Annotated in this window: 23 protein-coding genes and 2 tRNA genes; 10 read left to right on the forward strand and 15 right to left on the reverse strand. The window is 60.9% G+C overall.

Annotation, left to right across the window (positions count from 1 at the left end; all coding sequences use genetic code 11):
• The first annotated feature begins 32 nt into the window (after positions 1-32).
• Together erdR and J3P85_RS05655 are read left to right on the forward strand one after the other, a co-directional pair.
• Positions 33-686, forward strand: a complete 654-nt coding sequence (gene erdR / locus J3P85_RS05650; protein ID WP_186705557.1) for a response regulator transcription factor ErdR — start codon at positions 33-35, stop codon at positions 684-686.
• 72 nt (positions 687-758) lie between these two features.
• The gene (locus tag J3P85_RS05655) at positions 759-1,121 is read left to right on the forward strand and encodes a diacylglycerol kinase (protein WP_053118952.1); all 363 of its coding nucleotides are present in this window, start codon (positions 759-761) and stop codon (positions 1,119-1,121) included.
• A 4-nt stretch (positions 1,122-1,125) separates the two neighbouring features.
• On the opposite strand, the gene J3P85_RS05660 is transcribed toward J3P85_RS05655, so the two are convergent.
• Entirely contained in the window at positions 1,126-2,052 is a 927-nt protein-coding gene (locus J3P85_RS05660; RefSeq protein WP_024617637.1) for a LysR family transcriptional regulator, read from the reverse strand.
• 121 nt (positions 2,053-2,173) lie between these two features.
• Here J3P85_RS05660 and fpr point away from each other — a divergent pair, with 121 nt between their 5' ends.
• Positions 2,174-2,953 (forward strand): ferredoxin-NADP reductase, encoded by a 780-nt coding sequence (gene fpr, locus J3P85_RS05665; protein ID WP_003184787.1) that lies wholly within the window; start codon positions 2,174-2,176, stop codon positions 2,951-2,953.
• Between the two features lie 218 nt (positions 2,954-3,171).
• Here fpr and tsaA read toward each other — a convergent pair whose 3' ends face one another.
• From tsaA to rimO, 5 genes are all read right to left on the reverse strand, one after another.
• A complete protein-coding gene (gene tsaA / locus J3P85_RS05670; protein WP_434705164.1) occupies positions 3,172-3,870 on the reverse strand; it encodes a tRNA (N6-threonylcarbamoyladenosine(37)-N6)-methyltransferase TrmO in 699 nt (232 codons plus the stop codon).
• 213 nt (positions 3,871-4,083) lie between these two features.
• Positions 4,084-4,545, reverse strand: coding sequence for a DUF1456 family protein (locus J3P85_RS05675; RefSeq protein ID WP_053182473.1), 462 nt, complete (start codon positions 4,543-4,545; stop codon positions 4,084-4,086).
• A gap of 58 nt (positions 4,546-4,603) precedes the next feature.
• Positions 4,604-5,314 carry an rRNA pseudouridine synthase gene (locus J3P85_RS05680; protein WP_212797327.1) on the reverse strand — a complete coding sequence of 237 codons (711 nt, stop codon included), beginning with the start codon at positions 5,312-5,314 and terminating at the stop codon, positions 4,604-4,606.
• Between the two features lie 83 nt (positions 5,315-5,397).
• Positions 5,398-5,871 carry a GNAT family N-acetyltransferase gene (locus J3P85_RS05685; RefSeq protein WP_053118959.1) on the reverse strand — a complete coding sequence of 158 codons (474 nt, stop codon included), beginning with the start codon at positions 5,869-5,871 and terminating at the stop codon, positions 5,398-5,400.
• Positions 5,872-6,110: 239 nt separating this feature from the next.
• On the reverse strand, positions 6,111-7,451 hold the full coding sequence (gene rimO, locus J3P85_RS05690) for a 30S ribosomal protein S12 methylthiotransferase RimO (protein ID WP_434705165.1): 1,341 nt from the start codon (positions 7,449-7,451) through the stop codon (positions 6,111-6,113).
• A gap of 334 nt (positions 7,452-7,785) precedes the next feature.
• Between rimO and J3P85_RS05695 the strand changes: the two genes are divergently transcribed.
• The 3 genes from J3P85_RS05695 (at position 7,786) to J3P85_RS05705 (ending at position 10,385) form a co-directional block, all read left to right on the forward strand.
• The gene (locus J3P85_RS05695; RefSeq protein WP_434706324.1) at positions 7,786-9,627 is read left to right on the forward strand and encodes a potassium transporter Kup; all 1,842 of its coding nucleotides are present in this window, start codon (positions 7,786-7,788) and stop codon (positions 9,625-9,627) included.
• Between the two features lie 168 nt (positions 9,628-9,795).
• Positions 9,796-10,086, forward strand: a complete 291-nt coding sequence (locus J3P85_RS05700; RefSeq protein WP_434705166.1) for a type II toxin-antitoxin system Phd/YefM family antitoxin — start codon at positions 9,796-9,798, stop codon at positions 10,084-10,086.
• A gap of 11 nt (positions 10,087-10,097) precedes the next feature.
• Positions 10,098-10,385, forward strand: coding sequence for a type II toxin-antitoxin system RelE family toxin (locus J3P85_RS05705; protein ID WP_434705167.1), 288 nt, complete (start codon positions 10,098-10,100; stop codon positions 10,383-10,385).
• A gap of 262 nt (positions 10,386-10,647) precedes the next feature.
• Here the strand turns inward: J3P85_RS05705 and J3P85_RS05710 are convergent, their stop codons facing one another.
• The 4 genes from J3P85_RS05710 to J3P85_RS05725 form a co-directional block, all read right to left on the reverse strand.
• Entirely contained in the window at positions 10,648-11,937 is a 1,290-nt protein-coding gene (locus J3P85_RS05710; RefSeq protein WP_434705168.1) for a virulence factor family protein, read from the reverse strand.
• Entirely contained in the window at positions 11,937-14,579 is a 2,643-nt protein-coding gene (gene mprF, locus J3P85_RS05715) for a bifunctional lysylphosphatidylglycerol flippase/synthetase MprF (protein WP_434705169.1), read from the reverse strand. The genes J3P85_RS05710 and mprF overlap by 1 nt, the downstream gene beginning before the upstream one ends.
• Positions 14,580-14,731: 152 nt before the next feature.
• Positions 14,732-14,808: transfer RNA gene (locus J3P85_RS05720), tRNA-Met, on the reverse strand.
• Between the two features lie 232 nt (positions 14,809-15,040).
• Positions 15,041-15,117 (reverse strand) — tRNA-Met (locus J3P85_RS05725).
• Positions 15,118-15,398: 281 nt separating this feature from the next.
• Between J3P85_RS05725 and dinB the strand changes: the two genes are divergently transcribed.
• Positions 15,399-16,460, forward strand: a complete 1,062-nt coding sequence (gene dinB, locus J3P85_RS05730; protein ID WP_434705170.1) for a DNA polymerase IV — start codon at positions 15,399-15,401, stop codon at positions 16,458-16,460.
• A 179-nt stretch (positions 16,461-16,639) separates the two neighbouring features.
• Here the strand turns inward: dinB and J3P85_RS05735 are convergent, their stop codons facing one another.
• The 4 genes from J3P85_RS05735 to J3P85_RS05750 all read right to left on the reverse strand — a co-directional run bounded on the left by J3P85_RS05735 (position 16,640) and on the right by J3P85_RS05750 (position 21,413).
• Positions 16,640-17,593, reverse strand: a complete 954-nt coding sequence (locus tag J3P85_RS05735) for a hypothetical protein (protein WP_434572017.1) — start codon at positions 17,591-17,593, stop codon at positions 16,640-16,642.
• Positions 17,594-17,610: 17 nt separating this feature from the next.
• Entirely contained in the window at positions 17,611-19,326 is a 1,716-nt protein-coding gene (locus J3P85_RS05740; protein ID WP_434705171.1) for a proline--tRNA ligase, read from the reverse strand.
• A gap of 129 nt (positions 19,327-19,455) precedes the next feature.
• Complete coding sequence (locus J3P85_RS05745) at positions 19,456-21,015, reverse strand: AmpG family muropeptide MFS transporter (protein WP_186708395.1); 1,560 nt, start codon at positions 21,013-21,015, stop codon at positions 19,456-19,458.
• 44 nt (positions 21,016-21,059) lie between these two features.
• On the reverse strand, positions 21,060-21,413 hold the full coding sequence (locus J3P85_RS05750) for an MGMT family protein (RefSeq protein ID WP_434705172.1): 354 nt from the start codon (positions 21,411-21,413) through the stop codon (positions 21,060-21,062).
• A 157-nt stretch (positions 21,414-21,570) separates the two neighbouring features.
• On the opposite strand from J3P85_RS05750, the gene J3P85_RS05755 reads away from it, so the two are divergent.
• On the forward strand, positions 21,571-22,578 hold the full coding sequence (locus J3P85_RS05755; protein ID WP_434705173.1) for a DUF481 domain-containing protein: 1,008 nt from the start codon (positions 21,571-21,573) through the stop codon (positions 22,576-22,578).
• Between the two features lie 193 nt (positions 22,579-22,771).
• Here J3P85_RS05755 and J3P85_RS05760 read toward each other — a convergent pair whose 3' ends face one another.
• Positions 22,772-22,981 (reverse strand): cold-shock protein, encoded by a 210-nt coding sequence (locus J3P85_RS05760; protein WP_002554837.1) that lies wholly within the window; start codon positions 22,979-22,981, stop codon positions 22,772-22,774.
• A 354-nt stretch (positions 22,982-23,335) separates the two neighbouring features.
• Here J3P85_RS05760 and dcd point away from each other — a divergent pair, with 354 nt between their 5' ends.
• Positions 23,336-23,902 carry a dCTP deaminase gene (dcd, locus tag J3P85_RS05765; RefSeq protein ID WP_003184751.1) on the forward strand — a complete coding sequence of 189 codons (567 nt, stop codon included), beginning with the start codon at positions 23,336-23,338 and terminating at the stop codon, positions 23,900-23,902.
• 104 nt (positions 23,903-24,006) lie between these two features.
• On the forward strand, positions 24,007-24,213 hold the full coding sequence (locus J3P85_RS05770) for a hypothetical protein (protein WP_041022879.1): 207 nt from the start codon (positions 24,007-24,009) through the stop codon (positions 24,211-24,213).
• Positions 24,214-24,236: the final 23 nt, after the last annotated feature.

The following is a 24,236-nucleotide window of genomic DNA, read 5'->3' on the forward strand; positions in this document are numbered from 1 at the left end:
GGCCTGCCATTAAAAACAGGATCATTTGAAAAATGGCCACATACGAAATCCTGATTGCCGATGACCACCCGCTTTTTCGCAGCGCGTTGCATCAGGCAGTGACCCTGGGCCTTGGCCCGGCTGTCCGGTTGACGGAGGTGGCCAGCATCGCGGAACTGGAGGCCCGGCTGACGGACAAGGCCGACTGGGACCTGGTGCTGCTGGACCTGAACATGCCTGGTGCCTATGGTTTTTCAGGGCTGGTGCTGTTGCGCGGCCAATATCCGCAGATCCCCGTGGTCATGGTCTCGGCCCAGGAAGAAGCCTCGGTGATGGTCAAGGCCCGGGAGTTCGGCGCCAGTGGCTTCATACCCAAGTCCAGTTCCCTTGAAATGATTCAAAAGGCCGTGAAGGCGGTCCTGGACGGCGATGTCTGCTGGCCACCCCAGGCGTTCGAAGCGGTGAGCGTGTCCGAAGAAGCCAAGGCCGCCAGCGCGGGCCTGGCCAGCCTTACACCGCAGCAGTTCCGGGTGTTGACCATGGTCTGCGAAGGCTTGCTGAACAAGCAGATTGCCTATGAACTGAACGTGTCGGAGGCCACCATCAAGGCCCACGTCACGGCGATCTTTCGTAAACTGAACGTACGCACCCGGACCCAGGCGGCCCTGTTGCTGCAACAACTTGAGTCAATTTCGCCGCAGGCCTAATGCGCTGCTTCACGCTTTTTTGACCGGGTTTGAATTAGTTTCTCCACTCCTTTTCGATCAGTTGCCCACTCTATGTCACCTTTTAAAGGCCAGACCGGCCTGAAACGCATCCTCAACGCCTCCGGCTATTCCTTGGACGGGCTGCGCGCGGCTTTTGTCGGCGAAGCGGCTTTCCGTCAGTTGGTGCTGCTCAACGTCGTCCTGATTCCGTTGTCGTTCTTCCTGAACGTCAGTCGTGTCGAACAGGCGCTGCTGATTGCCGTGTGCCTGCTGGCACTGATCGTGGAGTTGCTCAACTCGGCGGTGGAGGCAGCCATCGACCGCATCTCCCTGGAGCTGCACCCGTTGTCGAAAAACGCCAAGGACATGGGCAGCGCCGCCCAGTTCGTCGCCCTGACGATGATCGCATTGGTGTGGGGCCTGATCCTGCTGTAACGGGTCAGGCAATGGCCGGCAGCACGATTTCGTCGCTGCGTTGGGCCCCGGCGGTGAAGGCCCGGCACAGTTCGAGGAATTCGCGCATGGCCGAGGTCTGGTACTTCTGTTTGTGCCAAATGAAATAGAACTGCCGCGCCAGGTCCATGTCCGGGGTTTCCACCGCGACGAGGCTGCCGCGGCGAAAGGCGTCGCGCAAGGCCAGGCGGGAGATGCAGCCAATACCCAGGCCGGACTCCACGGCGCGCTTGATGGCTTCGGTGTGTTCCAGCTCCAGGCGGATATTCAACGCGCTGCGGTGGTGGCGCATGGCTTGGTCGAAGGTCAGTCGCGTGCCCGAACCCTGCTCCCGCAGAATCCAGGCTTCATGGGTCAATTCCTCCATAGTTGCCTGGCCGCGCTTGGCCAGTGGGTGTTGAGGGGCACAGAACACTACCAGTTCGTCCTCGACCCAGCTTTGCACTTCGATGTCCGGGTGGCTGCAGTCGCCTTCGATTAGACCCAGATCAATTTCATAGTGGGCAACCTGGTGCACGATATTGGCAGTGTTCTGCACATGCAGCTTCACCTGGCTTTCCGGATGGCGTTGCATGAAACCGCCGATCAACAAGGTCGCCAGGTAATTGCCGATGGTCAGTGTCGCGCCGACCGCCAGTGAGCCGAAACCGGATTTGCCATTGAGCAGGTCTTCGATCTCCTTGGCCTGGTCCAGCAGCGCCACGGCCTGGGGCAGCAGTTGTTTGCCCAGGGCATTGAGGCTCAGGCGTTTGCCGGCACGGTCGAAGAGCTGGCAGCTCGATTGCCGCTCCAGTTCGGTGATGGAGGTGCTGGCCGCCGACTGCGACAGATTGAGCTGGCCCGCAGCGCGAGACACGCTTTCCTGCTGGGCGACGGCGACGAAGACTTGAAGTTGACGTAGAGTAAATCGCATATCTATATAACCGATAACCCTTATCTTAATAATCCATTTAACAGATATTGTCGCCGCCATTAGAATGCGATGCAATTGCGCAGATTATCGGCGCAGGCATCATTCCCAGGAGTCCCCGTACATGAGCAACATGAACCACGAGCGTGTCCTCAGTGTTCATCACTGGAACGACACTCTGTTCAGCTTCAAGTGCACCCGCGATCCGGGCCTGCGCTTCGAGAACGGTCAGTTCGTGATGATCGGCCTGCAACAGCCCAACGGCCGCCCGCTTATGCGCGCTTACTCGATTGCCAGCCCGAACTGGGAAGAGCATCTCGAATTCTTCAGCATCAAGGTGCCCGATGGTCCGCTGACCTCCCAGTTGCAGCACCTGAAGGAAGGCGACGAGATCATCATCAGCAAGAAACCCACCGGCACGCTGGTGCTGGACGATCTCAAGCCTGGCAAGCATCTGTACCTGCTCAGCACCGGTACTGGCCTGGCGCCGTTCATGAGCGTCATCCAGGATCCGGAAACCTATGAGCGTTTCGAAAAAGTGATCCTGTGCCACGGCGTGCGCTACGTCAATGAAGTCGCCTATCGCGAGTTCATCACCGAGCACTTGCCGCAGAACGAGTTCTTCGGCGAAGCCCTGCGTGACAAGCTGATCTACTACCCGACCGTGACGCGCGAGCCGTTCGAGAACGAAGGCCGCCTGACCGACCTGATGCGCAGCGGCAAGCTGTTCCGCGACATCGGCCTGCCACCGATCAACCCGCAGGACGACCGCGCCATGTTGTGCGGCAGCCCGAGCATGCTCGACGAGACCAGCGAAGTGCTCAACAGCTTCGGCCTGACCGTTTCGCCGCGTATGCGCGAGCCGGGTGACTACCTGATCGAGCGGGCGTTTGTAGAAAAGTAAGTTGAATTTGTGGTGGCTGATAGATCGCCATCGTCGGATCGCCGCCCGGAGCAAGCTCGCTCCCACAGTTGATTTGTGTTGTTCGAGAGATCTGACACAACACAAAACCCTGTGGGAGCGAGCTTGCTCGCGATGGTAGCGACTCGGTCCAAATGACAGACCATAAAAAAGCCCGCGCCGCCTGATGAAGGCCGCGCGGGCTTTTTTGTTTCCGGCTTTTATCCAACCGCCGGAACGACTTCCAGCACCCGGATCACCCCCGGCTCCGGGTAATGCCAACGCACATCCAGATCCCAGAACTGCGCACCATATTCCCGTTCGGCTGTAGGAACCTGGTACGCCGGGCGTGGGTCTTGGGCCAAACATTGCTCAATCAACTCCACCAAGGGTTCTTTCAGGCGCGTGGCATGCTCATGGGCTTGAAGCAGGGCGGTATCCGCCCATTGCACCGGAATCAACTCAGGCGCGGCGCTGGCGATGCTGTTGGTGGCCGAGCCGATGATGTCGGCGTAGGGCACGTAGGGCTTGATGTCCAGCACCGGGGTGCCGTCCAGCAAATCGATGCCCGAGAGCCACAGGCGTCCGGCTTCCACCCGTTCCAGCTTCACCACCGACTGGCCGATGCCGTTGGGGCGATGGGTGGCGCGAGTGGCGAACACACCCATGGACTTGTTGCCACCCAGGCGTGGCGGCCGCACTTTCAGGCGTGGCTTGTCTTCCAAGGCCTGGTGGAACAGAAACAGCAGCCAGACATGGCTGACCTGCTCCAGGCCCTGCACCGCCTCGCCCTGGTCGAACGGCGCCACCAGTTCCAGCACACCGCGTGCGGCCGGCGCCAGTTGCGGTTGGCGGGGAATGGCGAACTTCTCCTTGAAGCAGGAGCGTAGGAAGCCGATGGGGGAGACGCTGTAGGTCATGGGTTGGGATCGAAGCGAGGTTGAAAAGGCATCATAACGCGAGGGACCAGGTTGGCACTGTTCTCTGTGGCGAGGACGCTTTTGTGGCGAGGGAGCTTGCTCCCGCTGGACGCGCAGCGTCCCCTCGCAGTGTGTCAGACAAAACCAGGGGGCCGCTTCGCAGCCCAGCGGGAGCAAGCTCCCTCGCCACAAAGGCCCGGGAGGCCTGGGAAGTCAGCCGCGAACGCGCAGCGTCAGGCCCTTGAGGAAGTTGCGCAGCAACTGGTCACCGCACGGCCGGTAGTTGGTGTGGCCGAACTTGCGGAACAGCGCGCTCAGTTCCGGCTTGGACACCGGGAACTCGGCGGCCTTGAGGATGGCGTGCATGTCGTCTTCCTTCAGTTCGAAGGCCACCCGCAGTTTCTTGAGGATGATGTTGTTGGTCACCGGCACTTCGATTGGCTGCGGCGGACGGCTTTCGTCCTTGCCGCGCTTGAAGATCACCAGGCCATCGAGAAAATGCGCCATGACCTCGTCGGGGCAGAACACGAAGCCTTCTTCCTCGTCTTTCTTGAGGTAGCCCGCCAAGTCCGCCAGGGAGACGTCGAGGCCGCCCAGCTTGATGATCTCGATGACTTTCTTGTCGCTGATGTCGAGCATGTAGCGCACGCTGCGCAGTACGTCGTTGTGAATCATGTGTGCGGTCCTGATCAATCGGCAGTGGGCGCCTGCGTTCGGTGCGGCGCCGGGGAAATTAGAATTTTTCTTTGGCAGACAGGTAGCGCCACTGGCCCAGCGGCACTTTGCCGATGGACACGCCGCCGATGCGGATGCGGCGAATGGCGACGACCTTGAGGCCGACCGCCTGGCAAAACAGCGCGATCACGCCGGGCTGCGGGTTCTTCATGGCAAAGCGCAGGCGGTTCTCGTTCTGCCAACTGGCCTTGACGGCCGGCAGCTCCTTGCCCTTGTAGGTCAAGCCATGGTTCAGGCGATTGAGGCCATGGGCGACCATTTCGCCTTCGACTTCCACCACGTATTCCTGCTCGATCTTGGCGGCGTCGGCGGTGAGTTTGCGCAAGATCTTCCAGTCCTGGGTGAACACCAGCAGCCCGCTGGCGTTGGCCTGCAGGTCGGCGCTGGCGGTCAGGCGCAGGAAATGCCCCTTGAGCGGGCGCTTGCCGAAGCGATGTTCTTCGCTCAGGGTCTGCGGTCCGAGGGAAGCCATTGCGGTGTCTACATCCATGCCAGCCGGGACGTTCAGCAGGAGCGTCACCGGCTCCGGCGCGGTGGCCTTGGCCTCGGGATCGAGTTCGACTTTCTGGGTCGTCACCTTGAACTGCGGCTCGTCGATCACTTCGCCATCCACGGTGACCCAGCCGCCCTCAATGAACAGCTCAGCCTCCCGACGGGAACAGCCGACGAGTTCGATGAGGCGTTTGGAGAGACGAATCGGGTCAGTCATGACGGGGGCCGTAACAAAAAGAGGGTGGGCATTGTACCTGCCTGGCGCCGGTTAATCGCGGGTCCATTTGCCTCATGCAACTTTTAGCCGCGTCCCGCCTTCAGGTCAGGCTGCTTGTAGCGCATGTGCAGCAGCGGGTAGGGCTGGTTCATGCCATCTTTTGCCGAGCGCCCGACCACTTCGAAGCCTTGCTTGAGGTAAAAGCCCAAGGCTTGCGGGTTCTGTTCGTTGACGTCCAGTTGATCGGCGTTCAGGTGTTCCATGGCGTAGCGCAGCAACAGCTTGCCCAGGCCCTGGCCACGGTGTTGCGGGTCGATAAAGAGCATCTCGACCTTGCCCGCCGCGACACCGGCGAAACCGGTGATCCGTTGCCGTGCGTCCCGGGTGCAAATGAGCATCACCGCATCCAGGTAGCGAGTGAGCACCAGGTTTTTCAGCAATTCGATGTAGCTGTCCGGCAGAAAGTCATGGGTGGCCCGCACCGACGCTTCCCAGACCTGGGTCAGTTCCTGGTAATCGCTCGGTTTCGGTGTGTGGATGACCGAATGCTGGCGCATGTCCATCAGTTCCTTGTGCTGGATGTGCTGGGTTTCTCCATACGATAGCCGTAAAAAAGCCCCGCATCTCGTTACAAGGGCGGGGCATTTCAATTTTTCGGCTTGTGAAAGAACCTGTGGGAGCCGAGCTTGCTCGCGATGGCGTCGTGTCAGCCAACATTCATGCTGGCTGATGCACCGCTATCGCGAGCAGGCTTGGCCCCCCACAGGTATTGCAGCGGCCTGAAAAACTCAATGGATCAGCCGATCTGCTCAGCCCACAAATCGTACTCATCGGCGTCGGTCACCTTGCACCAGACCTTGTCGCCTGGCTTGAGGTTGCTGCCGTTGTCGATGAAGACGTTGCCGTCGATTTCCGGCGCGTCGAAGAAGCAGCGACCCACGGCGCCTTGCTCGTCCACTTCATCCACCAGCACTTCGATTTCACGGCCGACGCGCATTTGCAGGCGCGCCGAGCTGATGGCCTGCTGGTGCGCCATGAAGCGCTCCCAACGGTCCTGCTTGACGTCGTCCGGCACCACGTCCAGGTCCAGGTCGTTGGCCGGTGCGCCTTCGACAGGGGAGTACTGGAAGCAGCCGACGCGGTCGAGCTGGGCTTCGGTCAGCCAATCCAGCAGGTACTGGAAGTCTTCTTCGGTTTCACCGGGGAAGCCGACGATGAAGGTCGAGCGGATGATCAGGTCCGGGCAGATTTCACGCCAGTTCTTGATCCGGGCCAGGGTCTTGTCTTCAAACGCCGGGCGCTTCATGGCCTTGAGGACTTTCGGGCTGGCGTGCTGGAACGGGATATCCAGGTACGGCAGGATCTTGCCAGCCGCCATCAGCGGGATCAGCTCGTCGACATGGGGATACGGGTAGACGTAATGCAGGCGGACCCAGACGCCGAGAGTGCTGAGGGCTTCGCACAGCTCGGTCATGCGGGTTTTCACCGGTGCGCCGTTCCAGAAGCCGGTGCGGTATTTCACGTCGACGCCGTAGGCGCTGGTGTCCTGGGAGATCACCAGCAGCTCCTTGACGCCGGCCTTGACCAGGCGCTGGGCCTCGTCGAGGACATCGCCCACCGGACGGCTTACCAACTTGCCGCGCATCGACGGGATGATGCAGAAGCTGCAGCTGTGGTTGCAGCCTTCGGAAATCTTCAGGTAGGCGTAGTGGCGCGGGGTCAGCTTGATGCCTTGTGGCGGCACCAGGTCGATCAGCGGGTTGTGGTCCTGGCGTGGCGGCACCACGTCATGCACGGCGTTGACCACCTGTTCGTACTGCTGCGGGCCGGTCACGGACAGCACGCTTGGGTGCACGTTGCGGATGTTGCCTTCTTCCACGCCCATGCAGCCGGTGACGATAACCTTGCCGTTTTCCTTGATGGCTTCACCGATCACTTCCAGGGACTCGGCCTTGGCCGAATCGATGAAGCCGCAGGTGTTGACCACCACCACGTCGGCGTCCTGGTACGTGGACACGACGTCATAACCTTCCATGCGCAACTGGGTCAGGATGCGCTCGGAGTCGACCAGAGCTTTTGGGCAACCCAGGGATACGAAGCCAACCTTCGGATTGGCGGGCGCGGTAGTGGTGGACATGTCTAACCTCGGTGTAGGGGGATCGTCTCTTGTCGAGACAGGGCGCCTGGCGCGCCTCTGATCAAAAAGTGCGCAATTCTATCCAGGGTCGAGGCGCTTGACCAGCTTTATACCGGGAAATACGACGAGTGCTGCGCTATGCTTCGCGCCTTTGCGCTCTGGCGATTGCTACAGTCAACAAAACGTCTGTAACAATACGTAAAACAGCGCATGCTGCCTCAACAAAGCATCGTGTTTCGTTCAAGAAGACAGGTCTGGGAATCGGGAGTGTTGGATGGGTCATGCAAGTAGTCAGGTGGCAGGTGCCGAACATTCGGCAGCGAAGCCGCTGAGCATGCTGGTCGCGGCGGTCGGAGTGGTTTATGGCGACATCGGCACGAGCCCGTTGTACACCCTCAAGGAAGTGTTTTCCGGGGCCTATGGCGTACCAGTCAATCACGATGGGGTGCTGGGGATCCTGTCGCTGATTTTCTGGTCGCTGATCTGGGTCGTGTCGATCAAGTACATGATGTTCGTCCTGCGCGCCGACAACCAGGGCGAGGGCGGGATCATGGCGCTCACCGCCCTGGCGCGGCGAGCGGCGGCGGGAAGGGCGCGGCTGCGTACATTCCTGGTGATCTGCGGCTTGGTCGGCGCGGCGCTGTTCTACGGTGACAGCATGATCACCCCGGCGATCTCGGTGCTTTCGGCGATCGAGGGCCTGGGCCTCGCATTCGAAGGCATCGACCACTGGGTGGTGCCCCTGTCGCTGGTGGTGCTGGTGGCGTTGTTTTTGATCCAGCGCCACGGCACCGCGCGGATCGGCATTCTGTTCGGCCCGATCATGGTGACCTGGTTCCTGGTGCTCGGCGCCCTGGGGGTGTACGGCATCGTGCAGCATCCGGAAGTGTTGCAGGCGGTGAACCCGGCCTGGGCCGTGCGCTTCTTTGTGGTCCATCCGGGCATGGGCGTGGCGATTCTCGGGGCCGTGGTGTTGGCACTGACCGGCGCCGAAGCGCTGTATGCCGACATGGGCCACTTCGGCCGCAAACCGATTGCCCGCGCCTGGTTCCTCCTGGTGTTGCCGGGCCTGATGCTCAACTATTTCGGTCAAGGGGCCTTGCTGCTCGGTGACCCGGAAGCGGCACGCAACCCGTTTTATCTGCTGGCGCCGAGTTGGGCGTTGCTGCCGTTGGTCGGCTTGTCGACCCTGGCCACGGTCATCGCTTCGCAAGCGGTGATTTCCGGCGCGTTCTCCCTGACGCGCCAGGCGATCCAGCTCGGTTACATCCCGCGGATGTACATCCAGCACACCTCCAGCGCCGAGCAGGGCCAGATCTACATCGGCGCGGTGAACTGGTCGCTGATGGTCGGCGTGGTGCTGCTGGTGCTGGGCTTCGAATCGTCCGGCGCGCTGGCTTCGGCCTACGGCGTGGCGGTGACCGGTACCATGTTGATGACCACGATCCTGGTGTCCGCGGTGATCTTGCTGTTGTGGAAATGGCCACCGCTGCTGGCAGTCCCGTTGTTGTTCGGTTTCCTGCTGGTGGACGGTCTGTACTTCGCCGCCAACGTGCCGAAGATCATCCAGGGCGGTGCGTTTCCGGTCATCGCCGGTATTGCCTTGTTCGTGCTGATGACCACCTGGAAGCGCGGCAAGCAACTGCTGGTGGATCGCCTGGACGAAGGGGCGTTGCCACTGCCGATCTTCATCAGCAGCATCCGCGTGCAACCCCCGCACCGCGTACAAGGGACAGCCGTGTTCCTGACCGCGCGTTCGGATGCCGTGCCTCACGCCCTGCTGCACAATCTATTGCACAACCAGGTGCTGCATGAGCAGGTGGTGCTGCTGACGGTGGTGTACGAGGACATTCCCCGGGTACCGCCGCAACGGCGCTTTGAGGTCGACGCCTACGGCGAAGGGTTTTTCCGGGTGATCCTGCACTTCGGTTTCACTGACGAGCCGGACGTGCCCGAGGCGCTCAAGCTCTGTCATCTGGATGATTTGGATTTCAGCCCGATGCGCACCACCTACTTCCTCAGCCGCGAAACCGTCATTGCCTCCAAGCTCGAAGGCATGGCCCGCTGGCGCGAGTCGTTGTTCGCCTTCATGTTGAAAAACGCCAACGGCAACCTGCGCTTCTTCAATCTACCGTTGAACCGGGTGATCGAACTGGGGACGCAGGTCGAGATGTAGCACCTGGAAACAACAAGCCCTCGTTGCCTTGCGGCGGCGAGGGCTTTTTTGTGGGGACGTCTTTTCAATACAGCTGTTCCAACTTGATTTATACACATTGTTGCGCAACACTTTACGCATCAAGGTATGTATAAAGATATGCAGTATTCATGCGGCAGGAGGTAAGACATGGCAGCGTTACTCGAGCGGGCTGATCAAGCAGTATCCGTTACGGCAATGGTCAGGGGGTTCAGCGCGAAGCTCAAGGAAGTATCGAGCCGTGCAACCGAAAGGCTGGTCATTTTCAAGGACAATGAACCGGCAGCGGTGATTATCAACGTCGATGCCTATCAGGAATTGCTCGATGAGCTGGAAAGCCTTCGCGTCGAAGCGACGGCTCGCGAGCGGCTGATCGGCTTCGACCAGGCCAAGGCTATCAGCCATGGGGATATGCGGGCACGGTACGCCAAAAACGACTGAAGGAGCGGTGAATGGCTTGGGGTGTTATTTACCATCCGGAGGTTCAAGACGATTTGGATCAGTTGGGTGCGGCGGCTGCAAACCGTATTCTCGATGTCATCGAAGCGCGGATTATGAATGATGAACCGGACAAAACCGGCAAGCCGCTCAGAGCCAGCCTGGCGGGATGTCGAAGAATTCGAACAGGTGACACCCGTATCGTGTACAGGGTCGACGGGAAAGCGATTCAGGTGTTGATCGTGGCCGTTGGCGCTCGGCGGGATAAGGAAGTGTACGACGCGGCAGAGCGTCGTCTTTAACCAAAGCCCTCATTGTCTCGTGGTGATGGGGGCTTTTTTGTGGGCGACACAAATGCTGATGCCAGAGTGAAGTCCTTGTGGGAGCGAGCTTGCTCGCGATAGCGGTCTGCCTGAATCGATGATACTGGATGTGTTGGCCTCATCGTCGGATCGCCGCCCGGAGCAAGCTTGCTCCCACAAGGGCCCTGTGTGCTGTCGGGCGGGCACAAAAAAGCCCCGGCAACCGTAAGGCTGCCGGGGCTTTTGTCAGGCTTGTGTCCGCTTAATGTTCGGCTGTCTTGTTCTGGCGCTTGTTGATCTCGTCGATCAGGCGCTTGGCCAGGGCCGGGTAGTTTTCGTCGAAGTGGTGGCCGCCAGGCAGCTTGATGGCTTCCCCTACGGCGGTCTTGTCGGTGCAGCCGCTTTCGTCGGCTTCTTCGCCGCCGTAGATGCATACCACTTTTTCGGCTGGCAGCTTGGCCATTTCCGGGCCGGTGGCGGCTTCGGTGCCGGCGTTGCCGAGCCAGCCTTCGACTTCAATCTCGAAGCTGCCGGTGCGGGCGAAGGCCAGCAGGATGATTGCGTCGACCCGCTGTTGTTCGGTGGCCGGCAGGCGGTTGTAGATCGCCGGCAACACGTCGGCGCCGAAGGAGTAGCCGGTCAGGATGAAGCGCTTGGTGCCCCAGATCTGCCGGTAGTGTTGCATCAGCTCGGTCAGGTCCGCCGCGCTCTGCTCGGGGCTCTTGTGCTGCCAGTAGTAGCGCAGGGTGTCGATGCCGACCACTGGGTAGCCGATCTTGGCCATTTCATCGGCTACATCGCGGTCCAGGTCACGCCAGCCGCCGTCTCCGGAGAGGAACAGGGTCACGGTATCCCGCGCCTGGCTGGCAGGCACTTCCACCACTGGGATGCTCAGGCCACCTTTGCCCTTATCGGCGCCCACCAGGATCTTGCGCAGTTCGTTGTTCAGCACTTGCGGCAGGTTGATGTCGTAGTCGCTGATGCTTGTTTCGGCGTTTTTCTGATCCCTGACGAAACCGGCGCTGGTGTCGTCGGGGTTGTCGTTCCAGGCCACCAGCCAATGACCATGGGCTGCGCTTTTAGGCAACAGGTGGGTGCAGCCGGGTTTTTCCAGGGCCAGGTCCACCGACACGGCCTTGGCCTTGTCGTCCTTCTGCTCGGCCAGCCAACGCCAGGCCAGCACGGCGCCAGGGCCGATGCCGCTGACCAATGTGGCCGGGCCTTGCAGTTCTCTCAGGCCGGCTTGCAGGGCACGGCCTTGCAGCATGCAGTCCTTGGGCAGGATCACTTGGACGATCTGTGCCGAGCCGCTGCGGCTGAGGGTCGTCAATTGCGAGTCGCTGAGCTTCTGGTCCTCATTAACCGCCACCAGCACCCGGGCGAGCACCTTGGCGCCGGGGGTGACCCGGGTCAGTGCTGCGCCATCGGCGGGCGCCAGTTGTTCCAGGGTGGGTTGCGGGGCCGGGCGGTTCCAGTACCAGTAACCGCCACCGAGAATCACCGCCAGCACCAGCAGGGCGGCCACTACGTATCGCCAGGAGCGTTGCATCATCAGCGTTTCACCAATCCAGTCAGGCCGCCCGCAATCAGGGCGGCAGTATCGGCCAGCGCTACCAGCGGATCGAGTCCGGCGGGCACGGCCATGTAACGAGGTTCCCAGTCAGGCTGGAATTTGTCTTTGAAGCGGCGCAGCCCCTGGAAGTTATAGAGCTGCTCGCCACGGCGGAACACCATCGAACCCAGGCGCTGGGTCAAGGGTGCGCCGCGCCGCGGTTGCAAGCCCGACAGCGGGACCATGCCGAGGCTGAAGCGGGCGTAGTCATGGTTTTTATAATGTTGGATGAGGCCGACCATCATGAATTCCATGGTCAGTTTCGGCGCCTCGGGGTGGGCACGCATCAGGTCGAGGCTGGCCAGTTCGTGGCTGTGGGTTTCCAGCAGGTTGGCGAACGCCACCGGCCGGCCCTCGAAACGAATCACCGCGATGCGGAAATGCTTGAGGTAGTCGTCGCTGAAACGCCCCAGGGAGAAACCTTTTTCCCGCACGTTCTTGCCGGTCAGCCAGGCGTCGGAAATGACCTTGAGTTCGTCCATCGGCGCCTGGCCCGGCTCGTGGATCTCCAGCGACAGGCCATCACGGGTGCCGCGGTTCCAGGTGTAGCGCAAGTCCTTCATCTCTTTGCCCTTGGCTTCGAGATCGAAACGCTTGAGGTCGACCCGTGCTTCCTCGCCCAACTTGATGGCCGTCAGGCCGATGTCCATGTAGTAGGGCAGGTTTTCGGCGCGCACCTGATAGAACACGGGACGGGCATGGTGGATGTCGCACAGGTCGCGGAACTGCCAGATCATTTCGGCCCGTTGCTGGGTAGGGCCGATCGGGTCATACAACGCCACCAGGCTGCGACCACGGCGGGCATACATCAGGAATGCCTCGTCGTTGGGGTGGAACAGCAGCGCCTTGTCACCGGTCAGGGCCAGGCCGCCGTCGGGTTGCGACGATGCCATGAGGACCGTTTTGGCCCGTTCCAGTTCTCCTGCCGTCGGCAAATGGATCACCGGCCGTGCCGTGCGCAGCAGCCAGGTCAGGGACACCACCACCAACAGCACGGCAGCCCCCAAGAGGGAGCGCAAGCCGCGAGGGGCGTCGGCATCGAGGGTAAACTGCCACCAAAGTTGATGGCTGTAGGGCACATCTTGGTAGGCAAAAAGCAACAACCAGATCGACGCGCCGAGCACGCAGAGGCTGGCGATCAGGAACAGTGGGGAGAAGGGCAATTCGGTCAGGCGGCTCGGACGATAGAAGGAGCGCCGGAATACAGCCAGCAAGGCCGCCGTCAGCGTCAGCAGCGTGGCTTCCTCCCAGTCGAAGCCCTTGAGCAGCGAGAGCAGGGCGCCCACCAGCAGCAAAACCGTGGTCAGCATCCAGGCGGCCGACAGGCGACGGCGCAGGCCCTGGGCGAGCAGCAGGCACAACACGCCCACCAGGCTGGCACCGAAGTGCGAAGCGTCCACCAGCCGATGGGGAATCAGGAAACCGATGTGCTCCAGGCGGGTGTCGATTTCCGGTGTCACGCCGGAAAACAGCAGCACCACACCGGAGAGAAACACCAGTACCGCCAGGATTGGCGCGGCAAGCCCCGAGGCTGCCCGCAGGGTCTGGCGCGTCTGGAACAGCCGTTGTGCCTCATTGATCAGCAGCAACACGCAGGCCACCAGCATTGGCAGCAGCACGTAGATCAAGCGGTACAGTAACAGCGCCGCGGCTAAGGGGGCGGCGCCGAGTTTGTCGGCAAACGCGGCCAGCAGGATCGCCTCGAATACCCCGACTCCGCCCGGCACATGGCTGAGCACCCCGGCGGCCAACGCCAACAGGTACACCAGCAGGAAGGCGCCGAACGGCGGTGCCTCGGGCAGCAACAGATACAACACTGTGGCGGCCGCGGCCACATCCAGCGCGGTAATCACCAGTTGCAGGAAGGTCAGGCGCCGGCCCGGCAGGCGCAGGGTGCGACGCCCGGCCTTTACCAGAAGGCTGTCCCGATGGGGCTGCTCCGGCAGGCGCCGGCGGTAGATGCCGATGGCCAAGGCGCTGGTGAGTAGCAGCACGGCCACGGAAATCGCCCCAAGCAAAGCGGCAGGTAAATGCAGCGCGGCGGACGCGGCGGGCAGGTTGCTGAGTGTTGCCAGGGCGGCCAACGGCGGCAACGCACAGCCCAAGGACAGGCTGGCGAAGAGCGTCATGTGGGCGACATCCGAAGCCCCGAGGCCATGGCGCGCATACAGGCGGTAGCGAACCGAGCCCCCCGACAGCAGCGACAGACCAATGGCATTGCCAATGGCGAACGCAGTGAACCCACCGAGGATCATGGTTTGTGGCGGCAGCGTCACACCGGCATAGCGGCTGGCGGACCATTCGTAGCCCAGGAGAAGGATGAAGCCGACGACCGTGGCGGCGATCGCGCCGAGCAGGGCAGGCCGGGGCACTTCCAGAATCGAGTCGTGCAGGGCGTAGAGATCGAGCTCGCTCAGCAAGTGGCGGCAGGCAATCAATGCAATCGCAAATAGCAGCAGCGTGACGGCGAGACCGATGGGCTGGCGGTACTGACTGATCCGATCCAGCCAGCGCAGTCGCTCGGCCTTGATCGGTTGTGTCGCAGTAACGGAGTCTTGCGGGTCAGACGAGTGGGCGCGCATCAATCACCTCTTGAGCTATGCGCGACAGGATGGGGCTAACCAGCGAAGTTACCAATCCCTGCGGTAGAAAATAATTACAAAATATTTGTAATGAAGCCTTTTTTCATCAGGCACAAAAAAGGCCACTCTTTCGAGCAGCCTTTCTTGATATTTGGTTGCGGGAGCCGGATTTGAACCGACGACCTTCGGGTTATGAGCCCGACGAGCTACCAGACTGCTCCATCCCGCGTCTGTGTGGCGGCATTCTACAGGCGAACGCCCGAGTGTCAACCGTTAAAAGGCGAAGGGGCGAAATAAACCGCTGATCCGTCCCTTGCGTGGCTAAATGCTCGGAATCTAAAGAAAATTGTCCTACAACCTGCGGCGCGTGGGGTGTCGTAGGCGGCGTCTCTCTGATCGTGTGGTCAAAAAACGAGCAGGCACAAAAAAGGCCACTCTTTCGAGTAGCCTTTCTTGATGTTTGGTTGCGGGAGCCGGATTTGAACCGACGACCTTCGGGTTATGAGCCCGACGAGCTACCAGACTGCTCCATCCCGCGTCTGTGTGGCGGCATTCTACAGAGGATCGGGCAGCTGTCAAGCCTGGTGTTCTAAAAAACTGTTCCGCTTCAAGCGCTTAGCCTTGGAAAAGGCATTGTGACAACGCTGTGACGCAGGCCTGGCAAGGGTTGGCGCTCTATTGGGCGGTTCGTTGCGATTGAAGAAGTAAATTTGTGTAGGCGTTTTCGGGCCTCAACGAAGGATCTTTCAAACTACTGGTGCTATATACAGGTGCCGGTGCGATACTGGTGGCCCGATTCGTCGCACACCCTGTTCCGCTATGACGCAACGTAAAATCATCCATGTCGACTGTGACTGTTTTTATGCCGCTATCGAGATGCGCGATGATCCGCGGCTGGCCGGCAAGCCCTTGGCTGTGGGTGGCTCGGCGGATCGGCGGGGTGTGATTGCCACCTGCAACTACGAAGCGCGGGCCTACGGCGTGCGCTCTGCCATGTCTTCCGGCCACGCCTTGAAGCTCTGTCCGGACCTCACCATCGTCAAGCCGCGGATGGAGGCCTATCGGGAAGCGTCGAAGGAAATTCATACGATTTTCAGCGAATACACTGACCTGATTGAGCCGCTGTCCCTGGACGAGGCCTACCTGGACGTCTCCGCCAGCGCCCATTTCGGCGGCAGCGCCACCCGCATCGCCCAGGACATCCGCCGGCGTGTATCCAATCAATTGCACATCACTGTGTCCGCCGGCGTCGCGCCGAACAAGTTCCTGGCCAAGATCGCCAGTGACTGGAAAAAGCCCAACGGGTTGTTTGTCATCACCCCGGACCAGGTCGAGGATTTTGTCTCGGCCCTGCCGGTCAGCAAGCTCCACGGCGTTGGCAAGGTCACTGCCGATAAGCTGAACCGGCTCGGCATCGTCGATTGCCTGCAGTTGCGTGAATGGGACAAGTTGGCACTGGTGCGCGAATTCGGCAGTTTCGGTGAGCGGCTCTGGAGCCTGGCTCGTGGGATCGATGAGCGTCTGGTGCACAACGACAGCCGACGGCAGTCCATCAGCGTCGAGAATACCTACGATGTCGACTTGCCCGACCTGGTGAGTTGTCTCGACAAACTGCCGGAGCTGATGGAAACCCTCAGGGGACGCATGGCCCGGATCGACAGCAGTTATCGACCGGGCAAACCGTTCGTCAAAGTGAAGTTCCACGACTTCACCCAGACCACGCTGGAGCAGGCCGGGGCAGGGCGGGACTTGGGCAGTTACCAGCTGTTGTTGACCCAGGCGTTCAACCGGGGCGGCAAGCCGGTGCGGTTATTGGGGATCGGGGTGCGGCTGGAAGACTTGCGGGGTGGGTTTGAGCAGTTGGAGTTGTTTGAGCGGTGATGTCGCTTGGCTGATGAAGGCCATGCCTTTTGCTCTTGTGGCGAGGGAGCTTGCTCCCGCTGGGCCGCGTAGCGGACCCAAAACTGCTACTCAACGTATCTGACATACCGAGGTGGCAGGTTTCAGGGCTGCTGCGCAGCCCAGCGGGAGCAAGAGAGATTGCTCCATCCAGGCTGGGCTCAGTGAGCGCCCGGATCCGCCACCAACCGTCCGCCATCCTTGGTCAGGGCTTTCATGAACTCGGTCTGCAGTTCCGGATCGTTGCGCGTCAGTTCGATCAGGCTCTGTTCCAGTTCACTGGCTTCCTCTTCAAGTCCCAGCTCCGACAGGCGCCTGACCCGATGGACCCACTGGCTCACCTCGTCGTCTTCCAGGTCGTCGTAGATCAGCGCGTGGGCTTCCACCAGCTTGCTGCGCAAGGTGCTGCTGATGCTCAGGGATGAGTCGGTGTGCACCTCGTCCTGGGCATCCGTCACGCTGATCTGCAATTTGCCGAACTGGCTCAGGTCCTGTTCGGCGAACGGGCTTTCCAGCAGGTTCAAGCGCAGCACGCCGTTACGGTCGGTGCTCAGCTCGAAGGTCTGCCGGGCGGCCTTGACCTCCACCGGGCGTTCGCTCCAGGGCAGGCTCGAGTGTTCCGTGCGCTTGTCGCGCTGGACTTCGTCGATGCCCGCCAGGTTCTGCTGGGCGCGGCCATGGGAAGGGACGTTCATGAACGGGTTGAGCCCGGCGAAACCGTAGCTGATCCAGTCACGGGTCGCCGTGTCCGGCAGGTTGCCGAGGGCGAACACATTGACCACGTTCGCACCGACACCGGCCACGACGGCCACCGCGCCCAGGGGGATCTCGTAGATCTCCCGCCAGGGTTGGTACGGGGTATAGCGATCATAATGGCGGGTGACCTCGAACTCAGTGACTTCGAAGGTCTTCTGCTCATTGATGCGCACCCGACGCTGCGGCAGGTCGAGCACCTTGGGTTCGCCCACGTCGATTTGCAGGCTGTGGTCGAGCAATTTGCGCTCGACCCGCTCTTCGTGCTCGCTGCGTTGCGACATTTGGTTGGCACAGCCGCTGACCAGCAGGGCGCCGCACAGGGCGGCGCCACCGAGGCCTAAGGTGTTTCGCTTGAACATGACGTCTCTATCTGGTGTCAGCGGCGGATACGGGCCTGGAGGAACGACAACACGTCGTCGACCGGCAGCGCTTGCGGCTCGGCCTCGGTGCGGCTCTTGTATTCCAGGTTGCCTTCGGCCAGGCCACGGTCACTGACGACGATCCGATGGGGGATGCCGATCAGTTCCATGTCCGCGAACTTGATGCCGGGGCTGGTTTTCTTGTCGCGGTCGTCCAGCAGCACTTCGAAGCCGGCGGCCGTCAGTTCGGCGTAGAGCTTGTCGGTGGCTTCACGTACCAGGTCGGTTTCATAGCGCAGTGGCACCAGGGCCACCTGGAACGGCGCCAACGTGTCGCTCCAGATGATGCCTTTCTCGTCGTTGTTCTGCTCGATGGCAGCGGCCACCACGCGGGAAACGCCGATGCCATAGCAGCCCATTTGCAGGGTGACCGGCTTGCCGTTCTCGCCCAGCACTTCGCATTTCATCGCCTTGCTGTACTTGTCGCCCAGCTGGAAGATGTGGCCGACTTCGATGCCGCGCTTGATTTCCAGGGTGCCCTTGCCGTCCGGGCTTGGATCGCCGGCCACGACGTTGCGCAGGTCCGCGACGGTTGGAACTGGGAGGTCGCGTTCCCAGTTCACGCCGAAGTAGTGCTTGTCATCAATGTTCGCGCCGATGGCGAAGTCGCTCATCAACTCTACCGAACGGTCGATGATGATCGGCAGTGGCAGGTTCAACGGGCCGAGGGAGCCGGCACCGGCGCCGATGGCATCGCGCAGATCGGCGTCGGTGGCCATGACCAACGGGCTGGCAACGCCTGGCTGGTTGGCAGCCTTGATTTCATTCAGCTCGTGGTCGCCACGGACGATCAGGGCAATCAACTTGCCGGCTTCTTCCGCCCGTACGATCAGGGTCTTGATGGTGCGCTCGATCGGCAGGTTGTAGCCTTCCACCAACTGGGCAATGGTCTTGGCGTTCGGCGTGTCCACCAGGCGCAACGCTTCAGTTGGCGCGGCGCGGGAGGTTTCCCGTGGCACGGCTTCGGCTTTCTCGATGTTGGCGGCATAGTCGGAGCCGTTGCTGAAGACGATGTCGTCTTCGCCGGACTCGGCCAGCACGTGGAATTCGTGGGAGCCGGCACCGCCGATGGAACCGTTGTCGGCTTCAACCGGGCGGAATTTCAGGCCCAGGCGGGTGAAGATGTTGCAGTACGCCTGGTGCATGCGGTCATAGGTGACCTGCAGCGAGGCCAGGTCGGCGTGGAAGGAATAGGAATCCTTCATGATGAATTCGCGACCGCGCATCAGGCCGAAGCGTGGACGGATCTCGTCACGGAACTTGGTCTGGATCTGATACAGGTTGATCGGCAGCTGCTTGTAGCTGCTCAACTCGTTGCGCATCAGGTCGGTGATCACTTCTTCGTGGGTCGGGCCTGCACAGAAATCGCGACCGTGGCGGTCTTTGATGCGCAGCAGCTCAGGGCCGTATTCTTCCCAGCGCCCCGATTCCTGCCACAGCTCGGCCGGCTGGGTGCTCGGCATCAACACTTCCAGGGACCCGGCGGCGTCCATCTCTTCGCGAACGATGGCTTCCACCTTGCGCATGACCCGCAGGCCCATCGGCAGCCAGGTATACAGGCCCGAGGCGAGTTTGCGGATCATGCCGGCACGCAGCATCAATTGATGGCTGATCACGACGGCATCGGAAGGCGTTTCTTTTTGTGTGGCGAGCAAAAATTGACTGGTGCGCATGGTTGGCCGTTGTCGGTTGCTGATGACGAGAAGTGACGGAGCATTGTACGGGCGAGATGCCCTGGCGTACAGGCGCGTGGCCGGTCGCCAGGTGCGGACACCGGTTTTCCCGGTGTTTTCTGAAGTTTCCTACGACTCTTCCGCGGGGCGGGTGGGCGCCGGTTCCTCGGCGGGTGCCGAGTCCTGGCGGCGGTTCTCCTGGAACCAGTGCAAGGCGATCAGCAACAGGGTCGGCACGCCCAGCAGGGCGGTGATCAGGAAGAAATTGTGGTAGCCGAACTTCTCCACCATCACCCCCGAATAGCCACCGATCAAACGCGGCAACAACAGCATGATCGAGCTGAGCAAGGCGTATTGGGTGGCGGAGAATTTCAGGTTGGTCAGGCTCGACAGGTAGGCGACGAACGCCGAAGTGGCCAGGCCGGAGCTGAAGTTGTCCAGGGAAATGGTGACAATCAACATCTGCAGGTTGGCGCCCATGTCGGTGAGCATCAGGAAAAGAATGTTGGTGGCGGCCGAGGCGACACCGCCGATGAACAGGATGGGCAGGATGCCGAAACGCACGATCAACAGGCCGCCCATGCCGGCGCCGACGAGGGTCATGATCAGCCCGAAAATCTTGCTGACGCTGGCGATCTGGTCCTTGGTGAACCCCTGGTCGATGTAGAACACGTTGGCCATGACGCCCATGACCGTGTCGGACATCCGGTAGGTTGCGATCAATCCGAGCAGCAGCAGGGCCTGCCAGCGATAACGCAGGATGAAATCGTTGATCGGCGTCAGCACTGGCGCCAGTCCGCGCCGGCCCATGGCCGACAGGCACAGGGCGGTCAGGAGGGTATAGAGGATGGCCCGCAGGAAGGCGCGGTCTTCGAGCAGCAGGTCGAGCAGGCTGACGCCCTCGAACAGCACGCTGGCGAAGTCGGTGTTGAAGAGTTGGGTGAACATCGCCGGGACGGAGACCAGCAGCACGATCAGTACGAATACCGACGCCAACTGATGGACAAACGTGTAGCGCCCGGCCTGCAACTGGGTGCGCAGGGGTACCGGTGGCTCGCGCATGAACAGGGACGTGAGGAGCGCCGGGACCATCAGCACGCCGAACAACAGGTAGGTGCCGGCCCAGGCCGAGTGTTTGTAGCTGAAACCGGTGGAGCCAAAGCCTTCGGCGAAGAACAGGGCGCCGGCGGTGGCCAGCAGCGCGGCGATGCGGTAGCCGGACATGTAGCTGGCAGCGAGGGCGGCCTGGCGGGTGTCGTCGGCGATCTCCAGGCGGTAGGCGTCGACGGCGATGTCCTGCGTCGCAGAGGCGAAGGCCACGATCACGGCGATGGCGATCAGCCAGGACAGGTGTTTCTGTGGGTCGCAGAAGCCCATGCCGATCAGGCCGAGAATGACCAGCGCCTGGGAGAGCACCAGCCATGAACGACGGCGCCCCAGTTTGCCCAGCAACGGCAGGCGCCATTGGTCGAGCAGTGGCGACCAGACCCATTTAAAGGCATACGCCAGGCCGATCAGGCTCGCGTAGCCAATGGTTTCGCGGGCCACGCCGGCTTCGCGCAACCAGACTGAAAGCGTGGAAAACACCAGCATGTATGGCAAGCCGGCGGCGAAGCCAAGCAGCAACAGCACGAGCGTCGAGGGACTGGCATAGGCGGCGAGGGCGGCGCGCCAGGTTTTACGGGGCATGGGCTGGAGTCTGCCTCAAAAATTGCGAAAACAAAGCGCGCACTCTAACCGCTGTGCTCTACCGGGCGCCAGCCATGGCGCTGAATATCAACACGATTGTTCAGGACACTGATTCCTTCCATGCGCAGGCGTGCGCGCTGTTCATCCCCCGAGGCGCTGCCCGCCGGCAGGCTGATCCGACCACCGGCCGCCAATACCCGATGCCAAGGCAGCTTGGTGTCGTCCGGCAATTGGCTGAGGGTTCTTCCAACCCAGCGCGCCGCGCGGCCCAGGCCGGCCATTTCGGCAAGTTGGCCATAGGTGACGACCTTGCCCTCCGGGACCTGTGCCAGGGTCAGGTAAAGGGTGGTGCGGCGGATCTGGGCGGCGTTCTCGGTGCCCGCTGGGGTGTCAGTCACGTAGGGGTTCCTGAGGTGGGTGTCCGTCTGTAGATTAATTCCTACAGGACTGGTTGAGAAATGAACTCATCAGTCCTACACAGGTCAGTCCTTGCTGAGGTGTCATCCTGGGGGATAATGCCGCCTTTTCACTGCAAACTTGAGCCCTTTATCGCTTATGTTGTCTAGAACCCTGCTCTGCCTGGCTGTTGCCAGCGTCTCCATGCCCCTACTCGCCGACACTGTCTGGTTGAAGAATGGGGACAAACTCAGTGGCAAGATTACCGTTTTCGATGGCGGCAAGTTGCTGATCCAGACCGATTATGCCGGCGCGATTCCCATTGACTGGAAACAGGTCAAGACCCTGGAGAGTGACCAGCAACTCCTGGTCAAGCAGGATGCCTACACCGGCGAGAAAGCCAAGGCGCTGCAGGCGGCCGAGGATGGCAAGGTTACGTTGGCCAACGGTGATGGGCCCAAGACCGTCGAGCTGGCCAGTATCCAGCAGATCCTCAAGCCCAAGCCGGTGGTCGAGGACCTGGTGTGGAAAGGCAATGTCGATGCCGCGCTGGATTACCAGCGTGCGGAAGCCGATACCGACGATTACGACATTGATTTCAAGACTTCGGCACGCCACGGCAGATGGCGGCACACTGCTGAAGGCGAATACAACCGTGAATTCCAGGATGACGTCGTGTCCGCCGATAACTGGCGCCTGGAGTATTCCCTCGACCGGTTCATTACCGACAAATGGTTCTGGCAAGGTCGCCTGAATTACAAACGCGACAAAGTCGAAGACCTGGCGCGCCAGCGCGTAGTGGGTACCGGTCCGGGCTACCAGTTCTGGGATGACGAACTGGGGGCGTTCTCCCTGGGTTCGCTGCTCAACCGCACCGACTATGAGTACCGCGACGGCGGCAAGGACAACTTCTACTCCGTGGCGATGAAGTGGGATTACAACCGCTACCTGATCGGCAAGCGCGTCGAGTTCTTCACCAACGGCGAAGTGGGCAAGCCGCTGTCCGGCGTGGCGGAGTACGCCTATGACGCCGAGATGGGGCTTCGCTACAAGGTCACCGACTGGGCATCGCTCAATCTCAAGGCCGAGAAGGATGTCATCGAGGGCACCGAGGACAGCGACCTGAGCAAGACGCGCTACACGGCGGGGTTTGGCGTGACCTGGTGATCCCAGGCTAATCAACGAACCCTCCTGTGGGAGCGAGCTTGCTCGCGATTGCGGTGGGTCAGCAGCATCATTGTTGACTGACCGGCCGCTATCGCGAGCAAGCTCGCTCCCACAGTTTTTGTGCCTGCAAAACACACAGGCACAAAAAAGCCCCGCTTTTGAGGGCGGGGCCTTTTACTAAAGCAAGGACAAGTTAGATAACTTGAACTTCTTCAGCTTGCATGCCTTTCTGACCGCGGGTAGCGATGAAAGAAACCTGTTGGCCTTCTTTCAGGCTTTTGAAGCCGTCGGATTGGATAGCTTTGAAGTGAACGAACAGGTCGTCACCGGATTGTGGGGTGATGAAGCCGAAGCCTTTTTCATCGTTGAACCACTTAACGGTACCGGTTTGGCGATTAGACATGGTGTAACTCCTTGAACAAAGATAACTGCGACTCAGGAAGAACCCTGGCCGAGACTGAGTGCAAAGAGCAGGAAAAATTCTTGTAGATGGTTGGATCGAAATTCAACATATCGTGTAGAGATTCTCAGTGACACAAGCAACACAGTGGCGCCACCTTAACCCTTTTTCCAGAATGTGCCAATGGTCTTTGCGAAGGTTTCTCTTATTTGGTGACTGACGGCGCGGGCGATGGCCGGCAGGACCCGGAAATCAAGGTGGATCGGCGAGATTTGCGTGACGCGCTTTGAACCCTGCCCCGCGCCCCGGTAAGATGCCGGACGTATTTTTTCCACCTCGCTATCTCAGGAAACCGCCATGAGCATCAAATCGGACAAGTGGATTCGCCGCATGGCGCAAGAGCACGGCATGATCGAGCCCTTCGTCGAGCGCCAGATGCGTGGCGAAGGCGCCGACCGGCTGATCTCCTTCGGCGTCTCCAGCTACGGCTACGACGTGCGCTGCGCCGACGAATTCAAGGTGTTCACCAACATCAACTCGGCCACGGTCGACCCGAAGAACTTCGACGAGAAGAGCTTCGTCGACGTCAAGAGCGACGTGTGCATCATCCCGCCGAACTCCTTCGCCCTGGCCCGCACCGTCGAGTACTTCCGCATTCCGCGCAATGTGCTGACCATCTGCCTGGGCAAGAGCACCTATGCCCGTTGCGGCATCATCGTCAACGTCACGCCGCTGGAACCCGAGTGGGAAGGCCACGTGACCCTGGAATTCTCCAACACCACGACCCTGCCGGCGAAAATCTACGCCAACGAAGGCGTGGCGCAGATGCTGTTCCTTGAATCCGACGAAGAATGCGAAGTGTCCTACAAGGACCGTGGCGGCAAGTACCAGGGCCAGCGCGGCGTGACCCTACCGCGTACCTGAATCTGACGAGCTGTTGGAATTCCTGGGCGGGCAGGCACTCTATGGGGTGTACTGCCCGTTTTTTTTTGCGTCAGCGCAGCGGGCCCTCGCTCAGGAGTAGCTCTATGAAGATCGATCCGCGAATCAGTGCCGAACTGGCAAGGCTTGAGCCCAATCAGATCGGCGTCATGGCTTGGTCATTGCTGGCCCATCCTGCCGAAGCGGCGGGCGGCATCCCCGGCCAGCCCGATCCCGATACACCTAACGAACAGCCTACCGAACCCGGCGAACCCACCCTGCCGGACGAGCCGCCTCCTGCGCCTGTTGCCTGATGAAACGATGGCCTGCCAGCGAT

This window comes from Pseudomonas sp. Z1-12, from assembly GCF_051132015.1.
Lineage (GTDB): Bacteria > Pseudomonadota > Gammaproteobacteria > Pseudomonadales > Pseudomonadaceae > Aquipseudomonas > Aquipseudomonas zanjanensis.